Source organism: Photobacterium sp. WH77, from assembly GCF_022014395.1.
Taxonomy (GTDB): Bacteria; Pseudomonadota; Gammaproteobacteria; order Enterobacterales; family Vibrionaceae; genus Photobacterium; species Photobacterium arenosum.
The window spans coordinates 134,798-147,655 of sequence record NZ_JAKLTE010000007.1 but is presented as its reverse complement, the minus strand read 5'-3'; the positions used below and the strand labels follow the sequence as shown (position 1 = coordinate 147,655).

Annotated in this window: 12 protein-coding genes; 8 read left to right on the top strand and 4 right to left on the bottom strand. The window is 56.1% G+C overall.

Going from position 1 to position 12,858, the window contains the following annotated elements; translation table 11 throughout:
• Nucleotides 1-28: 28 nt before the first annotated feature.
• The 3 genes from cyoE (at nt 29) to L6J37_RS09980 (ending at nt 2,893) form a co-directional block, all read left to right on the top strand.
• Nucleotides 29-955, top strand: a complete 927-nt coding sequence (gene cyoE / locus L6J37_RS09990) for a heme o synthase (protein ID WP_237794942.1) — start codon at nt 29-31, stop codon at nt 953-955.
• Nucleotides 956-1,043: 88 nt separating this feature from the next.
• The gene (gene dinF, locus L6J37_RS09985) at nt 1,044-2,393 is read left to right on the top strand and encodes an MATE family efflux transporter DinF (RefSeq protein WP_192016105.1); all 1,350 of its coding nucleotides are present in this window, start codon (nt 1,044-1,046) and stop codon (nt 2,391-2,393) included.
• A 107-nt stretch (nt 2,394-2,500) separates the two neighbouring features.
• Nucleotides 2,501-2,893 carry a 3D domain-containing protein gene (locus tag L6J37_RS09980; protein ID WP_192016017.1) on the top strand — a complete coding sequence of 131 codons (393 nt, stop codon included), beginning with the start codon at nt 2,501-2,503 and terminating at the stop codon, nt 2,891-2,893.
• A 155-nt stretch (nt 2,894-3,048) separates the two neighbouring features.
• Here the strand turns inward: L6J37_RS09980 and nfuA are convergent, their stop codons facing one another.
• A complete protein-coding gene (gene nfuA / locus L6J37_RS09975; RefSeq protein WP_192016104.1) occupies nt 3,049-3,627 on the bottom strand; it encodes a Fe-S biogenesis protein NfuA in 579 nt (192 codons plus the stop codon).
• A 118-nt stretch (nt 3,628-3,745) separates the two neighbouring features.
• Nucleotides 3,746-4,429 carry a ComF family protein gene (locus tag L6J37_RS09970; RefSeq protein WP_237794941.1) on the bottom strand — a complete coding sequence of 228 codons (684 nt, stop codon included), beginning with the start codon at nt 4,427-4,429 and terminating at the stop codon, nt 3,746-3,748.
• Nucleotides 4,430-4,475: 46 nt separating this feature from the next.
• Between L6J37_RS09970 and bioH the strand changes: the two genes are divergently transcribed.
• The gene (bioH, locus tag L6J37_RS09965; protein WP_192016015.1) at nt 4,476-5,300 is read left to right on the top strand and encodes a pimeloyl-ACP methyl ester esterase BioH; all 825 of its coding nucleotides are present in this window, start codon (nt 4,476-4,478) and stop codon (nt 5,298-5,300) included.
• A 136-nt stretch (nt 5,301-5,436) separates the two neighbouring features.
• The gene (locus tag L6J37_RS09960; RefSeq protein ID WP_027250538.1) at nt 5,437-5,901 is read left to right on the top strand and encodes a hypothetical protein; all 465 of its coding nucleotides are present in this window, start codon (nt 5,437-5,439) and stop codon (nt 5,899-5,901) included.
• Between the two features lie 70 nt (nt 5,902-5,971).
• On the opposite strand, the gene L6J37_RS09955 is transcribed toward L6J37_RS09960, so the two are convergent.
• The gene (locus L6J37_RS09955) at nt 5,972-8,293 is read right to left on the bottom strand and encodes a Tex family protein (protein WP_192016014.1); all 2,322 of its coding nucleotides are present in this window, start codon (nt 8,291-8,293) and stop codon (nt 5,972-5,974) included.
• A 211-nt stretch (nt 8,294-8,504) separates the two neighbouring features.
• Here L6J37_RS09955 and greB point away from each other — a divergent pair, with 211 nt between their 5' ends.
• From greB to envZ, 3 genes are all read left to right on the top strand, one after another.
• Complete coding sequence (gene greB / locus L6J37_RS09950; RefSeq protein ID WP_237794940.1) at nt 8,505-8,981, top strand: transcription elongation factor GreB; 477 nt, start codon at nt 8,505-8,507, stop codon at nt 8,979-8,981.
• 143 nt (nt 8,982-9,124) lie between these two features.
• On the top strand, nt 9,125-9,844 hold the full coding sequence (gene ompR, locus L6J37_RS09945; RefSeq protein WP_027250541.1) for an osmolarity response regulator transcription factor OmpR: 720 nt from the start codon (nt 9,125-9,127) through the stop codon (nt 9,842-9,844).
• A gap of 9 nt (nt 9,845-9,853) precedes the next feature.
• Nucleotides 9,854-11,212 (top strand): two-component system sensor histidine kinase EnvZ, encoded by a 1,359-nt coding sequence (gene envZ, locus L6J37_RS09940; RefSeq protein ID WP_237794971.1) that lies wholly within the window; start codon nt 9,854-9,856, stop codon nt 11,210-11,212.
• Between the two features lie 62 nt (nt 11,213-11,274).
• Here the strand turns inward: envZ and L6J37_RS09935 are convergent, their stop codons facing one another.
• Nucleotides 11,275-12,648: a uracil-xanthine permease family protein gene (locus tag L6J37_RS09935; RefSeq protein WP_237794939.1), complete on the bottom strand. Its 1,374-nt coding sequence runs from the start codon at nt 12,646-12,648 to the stop codon at nt 11,275-11,277.
• Nucleotides 12,649-12,858 lie beyond the last annotated feature (210 nt).

The following is a 12,858-nucleotide window of genomic DNA, read 5'->3' as shown; positions in this document are numbered from 1 at the left end:
GTCAGGCTAATTCAGGGAGGTAGGCGACATGGCGAAATCACAGTCACTGGAACAACGCCAGATAGCGTATTCAGGCCGAAGCTGGCAACAGCTGGGGCGCGATTATCTGATGATGACCAAGCCAAAAGTCGTGGCGATGTTACTGCTGACGGCGCTGGTGGGCATGTGTCTGGCAGTCCCGGGGAGCCCGCCCGTCAAAGCCGTAGTGCTGGGTTTGCTGGGGATCGGCTTGCAGTCGGCGTCTGCGGCGGCCTTTAATCACGTGCTTGATCGGCAATTAGACGCCAAGATGGCCCGCACTCATCACAGGCCCTTGGCGCGTGGGCGGGTGCCGACTGTCAATGCGGTGATTTTTGCCACTGTGCTGATGATAGTGGGCTTTGCCTTGCTGTGGCAGCTGAATCCGCTGACCGCCTGGCTGACGCTGGCCAGTCTGGTGGGTTACGCACTGGTGTATACCCTGTGGTTAAAGCACGCGACGCCGCAGAATATCGTTATCGGTGGTCTGGCCGGCGCCGCGCCGCCATTGCTTGGCTGGGCGGCAGTAACCGGCCAGTTTGATCCTCATGCGCTGTTGCTGGTGATGCTGGTGTTCGCCTGGACACCACCGCATTTCTGGGCGCTGGCGATACATCGCCGCGATGATTATGCCAAAGCCGATATTCCTATGCTGCCGGTGACGCACGGGATTGCCTTCACCAAGACCATGGTACTGCTCTATACCCTGATTCTGACGCTGATCGGTCTGTTGCCCTGGCTGACAGGCATGAGTGGTGCGCTGTATCTGGCGGGCAGTCTGGTGCTGAATCTGGGCTTTGTCGGGTACGCGGTTAAGCTCAAGTTTGCCGATGAACCTGGCCATGCCTGGGCCACGTTCAAGTTCTCTATCTGGCACCTGCTGGGACTGTTTGTAGTGTTACTGGCTGACCACTGGCTGGGAATACTGCTGGCCTAGTACAGGCAGATTTATGCTAACAGCTGGCAGTCATGGGTCCTGCTGTTACACTGTGCGGCTTAAGCGTGTGAATCATGAGGTTGGAACTGTGCTGGCCGCATTAAAAGATATCTCCCTCCACCGCCAGGTCTTTGCCCTGGCGCTTCCTATGGTGCTGTCCAACATCACTGTCCCTTTGCTGGGGCTGGTGGATGCGGCTGTGATCGGCCATCTTGAGCATGCCTGGTATCTGGGTGGCGTGGCTGTCGGCGGCACCATGATCAGCGTGACCTTCTGGTTGCTCGGTTTTTTGCGTATGGCAACAACAGGGCTGTGCGCGCAGGCGTACGGCGCAAGTAACAAGTCTTCGCAGGCGACTGTACTACTGCAGGGGATAGCCCTGGCCTGGGGGCTGGCGGCGCTTCTTATCCTCAGCCATGGCCTGATAGCGGATGCGGTATTTTCCGTCAGCGACGCCAGCGATGCTGTAAAAACCTATGCGGATCAGTATTACTCGATTCGTATCTGGGGGGCGCCGGCGGCCCTGGCCAATTTTGTCATCATGGGCTGGCTGCTGGGCAGTCAGAATGCCCGGCTGCCCATGTGGCTGCTGATCATCACCAACAGCATTAATATCTTGCTCGATATTCTGTTTGTACTGGGGCTGGGCTGGCAGGTGGCCGGCGCGGCCGCCGCCTCAGTGATCGCGGAATACAGCGGCATGGTACTGGGGCTGTATTTTGTTGCCTGTCAGTGGAAAACCCTGAATTTGCCGCCCTGGCGTAGCCAGCTCAATAAAGTCGGACAAGGAATAGTCCGCTTATTACGCCTGAACCGGGATATCTTCCTGCGCAGCTTGTGCCTGCAGCTGGCTTTCAGTTTCATGACGTTTCAGGGGGCCAGCCTGGGGGATAACGTGGTGGCGGCCAATGCGGTGCTGATGAGTTTCCTGATGCTGGTGTCTTACGGTATGGACGGCTTTGCCTATGCCATGGAAGCTATGGTGGGCAAAGCCATAGGCGCCAGAAACCGCGAAGCCCTGAGCAGGACGCTGATCAGCACCACTTTGTGGAGTGTGGTGATTGCTTTGCTGATGACGCTGGCCTTCACGCTGTTCGGGGATGCGATTATTGCCCTGATCTCGGATATCCCAGCGGTGCAGCGCGAAGCAAGTCGTTATCTGCCCTGGCTGGCTGCCGTGCCTCTGGTGGCAATGTGGTGCTTTCTGCTGGATGGCATTTTTATCGGCGCGACCCGAGGCAAAGAAATGCGCAACAGCATGTTTATCGCGACCTGTAGTTTCTTCCTGATATGGCAGTTGTTTAGCCAGTTTGGCAACCATGCGCTGTGGGCGGCGATGTTAGGTTTTCTGGCCATGCGAGGGCTGTTGCTAGCGGCTATTTTTGCGTATCAATGGCAAAAAAATATTTTTCTTGAAGAGGCCTGTTCTAACAAATAGTTATCATATTTTATGCTGTTCAATAAACCTACACGGGCCAATAACCCTGTCCTTTCTTATTGATAGTGTTTAAAATATGACCTGTTTTGGAGTTGAGCAGGTTGAAAATGAAACAAAAAATCGGTGTTTTTTTATTGCTTTTTATGGGTTTACTGTGGTGTTTTAATGCTAGTGCAGTGGCTCCGGGAGCCAAAGTTCGAGTGACGGCAACGGCGTATAATTCCGTGCCAGCCCAGACCGACAGCAGCCCGTCAATTGCTGCCTGGGGAGACAGACTAAAGCCGGGAATGAAGGCAATCGCAGTATCTCGAGACCTTTTGAAAATGGGCCTCAAACACGGCTCTAAAGTAAAAATCTCAGGCCTGCCTGGTGAGTATGTGGTGCTGGATAAGATGCATCACCGCTGGTCAAAGAAAATTGATATCTACATGGGCCGTGATGTCCGGGCTGCTAAAAACTGGGGCCGACGCGCTGTGACTATCACCGTTTTAAAAGCCTGATATCGCACAATACCTAGCCGAATAATCGCACGAAAGCCTGATTATCCTGATAGGCATTAAGCACAGACAAGAATGAAAAAAGCCGCGAAAGCGGCTTTTTTTATGTGATTTACCCGGTGCGCGAGAGTAGGGATGAGATCCCGCACGGGCATAAATCAGTAGTAAGAATGATCACCGCGGGCGTGTTCAGTCACGTCGCGAACACCTTTCAGCTCGCCTTCAAACTCGGCCAGCAGCTGCTTTTCAATCCCTTCTTTGAGGGTCACATCCACCATTGAGCAGCCGTTACAGCCGCCGCCGAACTGCAAAATAGCAACGCCATCTTCAGTGATTTCAGACAGGGACACATGGCCGCCGTGACCGGCAAGCTGAGGGTTGACCTGGGTCTGAATCATATAATCCACGCGCTCCATCAGTGGCGCATCGTCTGACACTTTGCGTACTTTGGCATTGGGCGCTTTCAGTGTCAGCTGTGAACCCATTTTGTCGGTGACAAAATCAATCTCAGCGTCGGCCAGAAAGGGCAGGCTCAGCTCATCAACATAAGCCGAGAACATACCGAGCTTAATTTCGGTGTCACTGGCTTCTACGGCTTCCGGCGGGCAATAAGACACGCCGCACTCAGCATTTGGGGTACCCGGATTGACCACGAAGACACGGATGTTAGTGCCTTCCGGCTGCTGGGCCAGCAGCTTAACGAAATGCTGCTGTGCATTTTCTGAAATAGTAATCATAGACACGACGTAATACCTGACTTAGTAAGCGTTAAACCTATTCTACTCTTTGGCGGAAGAACTCGCACCCCTGAATCTTGTGTGGTTTTTTTGAACAGTCAAAATGAACCGTCACTGATCAGCGATAATGCGGTGTAAAGGCCAGGCAGTAGACATCGATCCGGGCGACGTGCTGCTTCCTGAGCAGCTGAGACAACACGGAAACGGTACTGCCTGTGGTCACCACATCGTCGACAATAGCCACGTGCTCCGGCCACACTCTTTTGTTAAGTATAAATGCCTGCTTGAGATTCTGCAGGCGGGCTTTTCTCGACAGCTGATGCTGCGGGCGGGCCGATAGGGTCCGGCGCAGTGCCTGGTGATCGGTATCGCCACCTGTGATCTCCGCCAGTGCATCAGCCAGCAGCGCACTTTGATTGAATCCGCGGATCAGCCGGCGCCAGGGATGCAGCGGTACAGGCAGCAGCAGCGGGGCAGGTTCTGTCATCTGCTCGGCTAACAAACCGGCCAGTGGCTGGCTGAGCCAGAATTTACCCTGAAATTTGTATTGCTGAACCAGCCGGTTGAGCGGAAAGCCATATTCTCCGAGGCGCACCAGCCGATCCCAGGGCGGCGGCTGACGCAGGCAGTGGCCGCAATGGCTGACGGGCTCCAGTGTGGTGGCTCCGCAGCGCTGGCAATAAGGCGGCCGAGGCAGGCTGGCCAGGCAATGCTGACACCAGTAGTGATCACCGTCACGCAGCGGTAAACGGCACAAGGCGCATCGCTGGTTTGGCCAACGAAAGATTGATCTTACAGCCACAGGGGATAACATCCTTGCCATCCGGTTTGAAGTGAAGGAAGTGTACATGACGGCATCTGTCTACTGGCAAGCATTTGGTCAGGACCTGGCTCAGGGTTCCGATCTGGTTCTCATTCATGGCTGGGGCATGAATGGCGCTGTCTGGCAGCATCTGGTGCCGCAGCTGGAAGAACAATACCGGGTGCATGTTGTTGACATGCCGGGCTATGGTTACAGTGCCGGTGTCAAGGCGCAGTCTGTTGAAGCGATGGCGGACGCCTTACTGGCTAGCGCGCCGGCACGAGCGGTCTGGCTGGGCTGGTCGCTGGGCGGACTGATCGCCAAGCAGGCGGCGCTGCAGGCGCCTGAGCGGGTCAGCAAGCTGATCACTGTGGCCAGTTCACCGCGTTTTGCCGCGATGGATAGCTGGCGCGGCATCAGGCCTCAGGTACTGAGTGATTTCCAGCAACAGCTCAGTGACGATTTCAGCCTGACGGTTGAGCGCTTCATGGCGCTGCAGGCGATGGGCAGTCCGAGTGCACGGCAGGACATCCGGTTACTCAAGCAGGCCGTGCTGTCGCGTCCCCAGCCGTCACCGGACGCGCTGGCTGCCGGTCTGGACATGCTGGCGGAGGTGGATTTGCGCCAGCAGCTGGGACAGATCCAACAGCCCTGGTTGCGTCTCTATGGCCGGCTTGACGGGCTGGTGCCGGTCAAAGTTGCCAGTGATATGGACAAGCTGGCACCGCAGTCAGAGAAAGTGGTTTTTCCGCAAGCCTCCCATGCGCCCTTTATTTCCCACCCGCAGGACTTTCTGCAGTCATTACAGGTGTTTATTGAAGGTAATGCCTCGGCAGCCCTGGCGACAGAATCCACAGAAATATTAAAGTAAAACCTTGAGTGGCCGATAATCAAAGTGTAGCGGCAGAGGTTTCTGCCATTTTTGCAGTTATTCATGAGGCGCACTACAGCCGTTGCTCGGGTGCGTCAGCGTAGAGCCTGTGGCTCACTGTAGGAGTCGCCTGAAGATGATAGTGTCGCCCCTGAATGCCGGTATACCGACACTGGCGCCATCGGTAAATCCGATGACGGAGCAGGCTGCGCGCGATAACAAGATCCGTGAAAAAGTGCGCCCGGCCAGTGCCAGTCTCCCCTCTGGCAGCGAGCCTTCGCTCAAAGGCGATGACAAACAAATGCGGCGGCCAGGCTGGGATCCCAGTGAACATCCGGATTACGCTTCGCTGGATGCCGCCCAGCAAAAAAGCTACGGCTATCAGCAGGAATTTGAACAACTGGTGCTGGCACTGTCGGCAGACAGTTATATGAAAGATGTCAGCGAGCTGGGTTACAGCATGCACATCCGCTTGCCAAGGGCGCTGCTTGAAGAGCTGGCCCAGATCAGCAAAATGGAACGTATCCGCAGCGTGATCCGCTACAAGTATGCCCAGGCCACAGTGCCGAATCCGCCCACCGAAATGCTGAAAATTGTCTGATTGATTATTTTTATAAGTGAAAGACAAAAAAGGCGGGTCAAACCCACCTTTATTGTTTTATGGCTGAGGATTACTTCTTGGCTTTGGCAAACGCCGCGGCAAAGGCACCGCCCATGGCGTTGTTGTCCGGCTGACTGTCACGCTGCTGACGAGGCGCCCGGCGTGTTTGCTCGCCCTGACGCTGGCCGCCCTGCGGTTTGTGGCTGGCTTCCTGGCCCGGCTCGTCGCTCAGGCGCATCGACAGGGCAATACGTTTGCGCTGCAAGTCCACTTCCATCACTTTGACTTTCACCACATCGCCGGCTTTGACCACTTCGCGCGGATCGGAGATGAATTTGTCCGACAGCGCCGAAATGTGGACCAGACCGTCCTGATGAACACCGATATCGACAAAGGCGCCGAAGTTGGTCACATTGGTGATCACCCCTTCCAATACCATGCCCGGCACCAGATCTTTCACTTCGTGAATGCCTTCGGCAAAGGTGGCGGTTTTGAACTCAGGGCGCGGGTCGCGGCCTGGCTTGTCCAGCTCGCGAATGATGTCGGTGACGGTCGGCAGGCCGACTTCGTCCGTGGTGTAGTCGGCTGCTTTCAGACCGCGCAGGAACTCACTGTTTCCGATCAGGGCATCGAGCGGCTTGCCGTTTTTCGCTGCGATGGCTTTGACCACATCATAGGATTCCGGGTGGACGGCGGAAGCATCCAGCGGGTTCTTACCGTTCATGATCCGCAGGAAACCGGCGCACTGCTCAAAGGCTTTGGGGCCCAGACGCGACACTTTCTTCAGTGTGGTGCGGGCATCAAAGCGGCCGTGCTCGTCACGGTAAGCCACGATATTGCTGGCAATCGCCGGCGACAGACCGGCCACGCGGGTCAGCAGGGCTGGTGAGGCGGTGTTGACATCGACACCCACGGCGTTAACACAGTCTTCCACCACCGCGTCCAGACGCTTAGCCAGATTGCTCTGGCTGACATCGTGCTGATACTGGCCGACACCGATGGATTTGGGATCGATTTTCACCAGCTCGGCCAGCGGATCCTGCAGGCGACGTCCGATGGAAACCGCGCCGCGCAGCGACACATCCAGGTTCGGGAACTCGTTGGCGGCCAGCTCAGAGGCCGAGTACACCGAGGCCCCGGCTTCGCTGACCATCACGCTCTGAATCTTCAGGTTGTTGTCTTTCAGCAGCTTTGCCACGAAACTGTCGGTTTCACGTGAAGCAGTGCCGTTACCGATCGCAATCAGATCAACGTTATGTTTTTTCAGCAGTGCCAGCACAGTGGCGGCGGACTGGGCCACCTGTTTCTGTGGCTGGTGCGGATAAATGGTAGCGGTATCGACCAGCTTACCTGTGCTGTCAACGACGGCCACTTTACAGCCGGTACGCAGGCCCGGATCAAGCGCCAGTGTCATGCGCGGGCCGGCAGGGGCGGCCATCAGCAGATCGTTCAGGTTGTCGGCAAACACCTGCATCGCGCCGTCTTCGGCTTTCTCGCGCAACGCCGCCATCAGTTCGGTTTCCATGTGCATCAGAATCTTGATGCGCCATGCCCAGCTGATCACCTGCTTACGCCAGCTGTCCGCCGGTTTTGCGCCCAGGTTCACGCCATAGTGATCGGCAATAATGACTTCACAGTAAGAGCCGCGCACGCCTTCTTCCTGATTCGGATCAGCGTTGAGAGCCAGTTGCAGCACCCCTTCGTTACGGCCGCGGAACATCGCCAGCGCACGGTGTGACGGCACCTGGGTCAGTTTCTCGTTGTGCTCGAAGTAGTCTTTGAACTTGGCGCCTTCCTGCTCTTTACCCTCTACCACGCGGGCGGTCAGCTCGGCATTGCCCTGCAGGTGGCGGCGGATTTTATCCAGCAGCGCCGCGTCTTCGGCAAAGCGCTCCATTAAAATAGCGCGGGCACCGTCCAGGGCCGCTTTGCTATCGGCGACACCTTTGTCGGCAGACACATAGCTGGCAGCAGCGATGTCCGGATCGTTGTCCGGTTGTGACCACAGCAGATCGGCCAGCGGCTCCAGACCGGCTTCAATCGCAATCTGGCCCTTGGTGCGGCGCTTGGGTTTATAAGGCAGGTACAGATCTTCGAGCCGGGTTTTGCTGTCGGCTGATAAGATTTCAGCTTTCAGCTCAGGCGTCAACTTGTCCTGCTCAGTAATGGATTTGAGGATCACCTGACGGCGGTCTTCCAGCTCACGCAGGTAGCCCAGGCGGGACTCCAGATTACGCAGCTGGGTATCGTCCAGCCCGTCGGTCACTTCTTTACGGTAACGGGCAATAAAGGGGACGGTGTTACCGTCATCGAGTAGCGCCACGGCTGCGGCAACCTGCTGCGTTTTGACATTCAGTTCAGACGCAATCAGGTGATGGATACTCGTGGTCATAGAATTCCTTTGGATACAGTTTGTCTCAGGCCGACCATCTAACCACAATTCCGCCTGGCCGTCAGCGTTCTTGCACCGGCAAAATGTCAGGAGTTTGCCAGCCGTGCGGACAGGTGTGATCTTGGTGCCGTCCGGAGCATGCGAACAACTCGCCGTCAGGCCTTACAACATCGTATAATCAAGCCATTACCAGTAAGCAGAGACAGACGCAATGAGAACCCCTTTGATCACCCGGGAAGGGTATAACCGGCTCAAGCAGGAGCTGGATTTTCTGTGGCAGGAAGAGCGGCCGGAAGTCACCAGGAAAGTCACCTGGGCGGCCAGTCTGGGTGATCGCTCGGAGAATGCTGATTATCAGTATAATAAAAAGCGTCTGCGTGAAATTGACCGCCGGGTGCGTTACCTGCGCAAAACGTTAGAGAAAGTGAAAATTGTCGATTATTCCCCGGTGCAGGAAGGCAAGGTGTTTTTCGGTGCCTGGGTCGAGGTGGAAAACGAAACCGGTGACAGCAAAAAATTCCGCATTGTCGGCTATGACGAAATTTTCGGCCGCAGGGATTACATTTCTATCGATTCGCCGATGGCGCGGGCGCTACTGAAAAAAGAAGTGGATGATGAAGTGGTAGTACGCACGCCAGAAGGTGATAAAGTCTGGTTCATCAATACGATAACTTACGTAACAGGCTAATATCTAAAGGCATGCCGGGAGTGGGGACACACTCGGTAACAATTTCACGGTGATCATTTGCTCACTGTTTCAGTCAGAACAGGCAGCGGTCGCGTAAAATAGCACCTCGGCGACATCCAGAGTTCGAAGCATAAGGTGGAACGATGCAAGACAATTTCAAGATTTTAGTGGTTGATGACGACATGCGCCTGCGCGCCTTGCTGGAGCGTTACCTGTCTGAGCAGGGATTCCAGGTGCGTAGTGTAGCCAATGGCGAGCAAATGGACCGCCTGCTGGCCCGTGAGAATTTCCACCTGATGGTATTGGATCTGATGTTGCCGGGTGAAGATGGCCTGTCTATCTGCCGTCGTCTGCGCAATGCCAACAACATGCTGCCTATTCTGATGCTGACGGCCAAGGGCGACGAAGTCGACCGGATTGTCGGTCTGGAAGTCGGCGCCGATGATTACCTGCCCAAGCCGTTTAATCCGCGCGAATTGCTGGCCCGTATCCGTGCAGTACTGCGTCGTCAGACGGTCGAAGCACCTGGCGCGCCGAGTGTGGAAGGTAAGATCATCACCTTTGGTGAGTTCCGCCTTAATCTGGGCACCCGGGAAATGTTCCGCGGGGAGGAAGCCATGCCGCTGACCTCCGGTGAATTTGCGGTGCTCAAAGCCTTAGTGACCAACGCCCGCGAGCCGATGTCGCGCGATAAGCTGATGAACATGGCCCGCGGCCGCGAATACTCGGCGATGGAGCGTTCGATTGACGTGCAGATCTCGCGTCTTCGCCGCATGATTGAAGAAGATCCGAGCCGTCCGCGTTATATTCAGACCGTCTGGGGGCTGGGTTACGTGTTTGTCCCAGACGGCAGCGAGGCATAAGTCATGCCGATGCGCCTGTCGCCGCGCTCGACCTTTACCCGCACCCTGATCCTGCTGGCTGGCTTGTTGATAGCCAGCCAGATTTTTTCCTATCTGGCGGTGCTGAATTACGCACTGCTACCGAGTCTGCAGCAGTTCAACCGCATCATGGCTTATGAAGTCAAACTGATGCTCAAAGAAGATGTGGAGCTGGCCGACGGCCACAAGTTTCATCTCGATACCCCGCTGCGCCGGCAACTGCTGGAGCAGTTGGGGGTCACGCTTCACGCCGATGACAGTCCGGAATCGGCTGAATTCAGAGAAGCGACCCGCATTGATTACCTCAGTGAGGAAATGACCCGAGAGCTGAACACGCCGACGGAAGTGCGTCTGGTGCTGGGGACAGACAGCTATGTGCTATGGCTCGACTGCGACGCCATGCCGGGTTACCTGATGCGGGTGCCGCTGTCCGAATTGCAGGAAGAAGATTTTGCGCCGCTGTTTGGTTACAGCCTGTTTATTGCTGTGATGGTGATCGCCGGGGGCTGGATGTTTATCCGTATCCAGAATCGTCCTCTGGTGGCGCTGGAGCAGGCGGCTTTAGAGGTGGCAAAAGGTGGATCTCCGCCACATCTGGATGTGCAGGGAGCCTCGGAGATCCGGGCGGTCACCAAAGCCTTTAATCGTATGGGTGATGGTATCAAACAGCTCGAAGACGACAGGGCATTGCTGCTGGCCGGTGTCAGCCATGATTTGCGCACCCCGCTGACCCGTATCCGCCTGGCGACCGAAATGATGTCGCCCGAAGATGCCTATCTGGCTGAAAGCATGATTAAAGACACCGAGGAGTGTAATGCCATCATCAGTCAGTTTATGGAGTACCTGAAATCCACCCAATTGCTGGAGCAGGAACTGCTCGATCTGAATATTCTGCTTGAAGATGTGGCAGAAGCAGAAGGGGGCATTGAGCGCGGGATTGAACAGTCGCTGGGGACCATTAACGGCAAAGTGTATGCCAACGGGGTAGCCATTAAGCGGTTGATCAGCAACCTGCTGGTGAATGCGCTTCGCTACGGTCACGGTTGGGTGCGGGTCACCAGTGGCATGACGGCCGATCGCCAGATGGCCTGGTTCTGTGTTGAGGATGATGGTCCGGGCATTGAGCCGGATCAGGTGGCCAGAATGATGCAGCCGCTGACCCGCGGCGACAGTGCCCGGGGCAGTGACGCGGAAGGCACCGGACTGGGACTGGCTATCGTCAAGCGTATTGTGGATCAGCATCAGGGCGACATTCAGTTCAGTAACCGCAGTGCCGGTGGCTTGAAAGTGCAGATCAGCCTGCCGGTGCGGACAGTCAAACACAATGGCAAGCGGAGTGTGAAGTCTTAAGTTCTTTTCCCTGTAACCCCCTCCTGACCTCCCCCTTGAAAAGGGGGAGGGATCATACAGAATCAGGCTTTCTTTTCTTCCGGCAGGATCAGGTTCAGCAAAATCGCCGTCAGGCCACCAGCCGCCATGCCGGAGGACAGAATGCTCTTCACAATATCCGGCATGAACTGCAGAATTTCCGGTTTTTGTGCAATGCCCAGCCCCATAGAGAAAGACAGTGCCATGATCAGAATGGCGCGGCGGTCCAGCTCACAGCGGGAGATAATCCGCACCCCAGAAGCGGCAATGGTGCCGAACATCACAATAGTGGCGCCGCCCAGCACAGGTTCCGGGATCAGCTGTACCAGGTTGGCAACGGCCGGGAACAGGCCGAGCAGTACCAGCATGCCTGCGACAAAATAGCCGATGTAGCGGCTGGCAACGCCGGTCAGCTGGATAATGCCGTTGTTCTGGCTGAAGGTGGAGTTCGGGAAGCTGTTCAGCACTGCAGCCAGTGCCGAGTTGATGCCGTCAGCCAGCACGCCGCCTTTGATGCGCTTGAGGTAGACAGGCCCACTGACGGGCTGTTCAGAGGTTTCCGAGGTAGCAGTGATATCGCCAATGGCTTCCAGTGAAGTAATGGCGAAGACGATTACCAGCGGGATCAGCAAAGACCAGTCAAATCCGAGGCCGTATTGCATCGGTGCGGGGACTGCAATCAGGCTGGTTTCCGCGAGCTGGCTGCTGTCTATCATGCCCATTCCCCAGGCTGTGAGAGTGCCAGCCGCCATGGCAATCACAATCGACGAGACACGCAGATACGGGTTTTTCATCCGGTTCAGCAGCACGATCAGTCCCAGCACTATGCCTGCCAGCAGGAGCTTGTCCAGGCTGCCGAAGCTGCCGTTTTCAATGGCGGCATAGCCGCCGCCGATAGAGGTCAGGCCGATCTGAATCAGCGTCAGACCAATCAGGGTGACTACAATGCCGGACACCAATGGCGTGATGATGCGGCGTGTGTGCTGCAAAATACGCGAAATAGCGACTTCAGTGAGAGAAGCCGCAAGGATAGTACCGAAAATCGCCGCCATCATGGTGGGCACGTCGGCCCCGCCGGCTTTCATCGCCAGCCCGGCCCCTATGATTGGGCCAAGAAAGTTGAAGCTGGTGCCCTGAATCGACAGCAGACCGGAGCCGACCGGGCCTATGGTGCGGATTTGAATGAAGGAGGCGACCCCGGAAGCCAGCAGCGACATACTGACTATGGTATTGGTATCGCTGGCGGGCAGGCCCAGCGCCTGACAGATAATCAGCGACGGCGTAATCACGGCCACGAACATCGCCAGCAAATGCTGCACAGCCGCAAACAGGGTTTGTGGCAAAGGCGGTCTGTCATCGAGTCGGTAGATCAAATCGGATGAACGCGGTGGCGTTATTTCTTGGTGCTGGCCAGTCATGATGATTCCTTATGTGCGTCGACAGGCCGGCTTCAGACTGAGAAGGAGACAGACGCTGAAGCCGACCATGACCCTTGGGTCAAAAGTGGCCACTATTCTAATGAGGTTGTTATTTTTAGCAAACGTTTGCGTAATTAAATTGACGGCAAAATAGCGACTAAAAGCAGAAAATGACCGCACTTTTTCGCTACCAGCAAAGAAAAGGCTGGC

Excerpts from the sequence above, each read along its gene's own strand:
- bioH (WP_192016015.1), top strand. The coding sequence starts at position 4,476 with ATGACGGCATCTGTCTACTGGCAAGCATTTGGTCAGGACCTGGCTCAG.
- L6J37_RS09980 (WP_192016017.1), top strand. The coding sequence starts at position 2,501 with ATGAAACAAAAAATCGGTGTTTTTTTATTGCTTTTTATGGGTTTACTG.
- L6J37_RS09960 (WP_027250538.1), top strand. The coding sequence starts at position 5,437 with ATGATAGTGTCGCCCCTGAATGCCGGTATACCGACACTGGCGCCATCG.
- L6J37_RS09935 (WP_237794939.1), bottom strand. The coding sequence starts at position 12,648 with ATGACTGGCCAGCACCAAGAAATAACGCCACCGCGTTCATCCGATTTG.
- L6J37_RS09955 (WP_192016014.1), bottom strand. The coding sequence starts at position 8,293 with ATGACCACGAGTATCCATCACCTGATTGCGTCTGAACTGAATGTCAAA.
- envZ (WP_237794971.1), top strand. The coding sequence starts at position 9,854 with ATGCGCCTGTCGCCGCGCTCGACCTTTACCCGCACCCTGATCCTGCTG.
- ompR (WP_027250541.1), top strand. The coding sequence starts at position 9,125 with ATGCAAGACAATTTCAAGATTTTAGTGGTTGATGACGACATGCGCCTG.
- cyoE (WP_237794942.1), top strand. The coding sequence starts at position 29 with ATGGCGAAATCACAGTCACTGGAACAACGCCAGATAGCGTATTCAGGC.
- greB (WP_237794940.1), top strand. The coding sequence starts at position 8,505 with ATGAGAACCCCTTTGATCACCCGGGAAGGGTATAACCGGCTCAAGCAG.
- nfuA (WP_192016104.1), bottom strand. The coding sequence starts at position 3,627 with ATGATTACTATTTCAGAAAATGCACAGCAGCATTTCGTTAAGCTGCTG.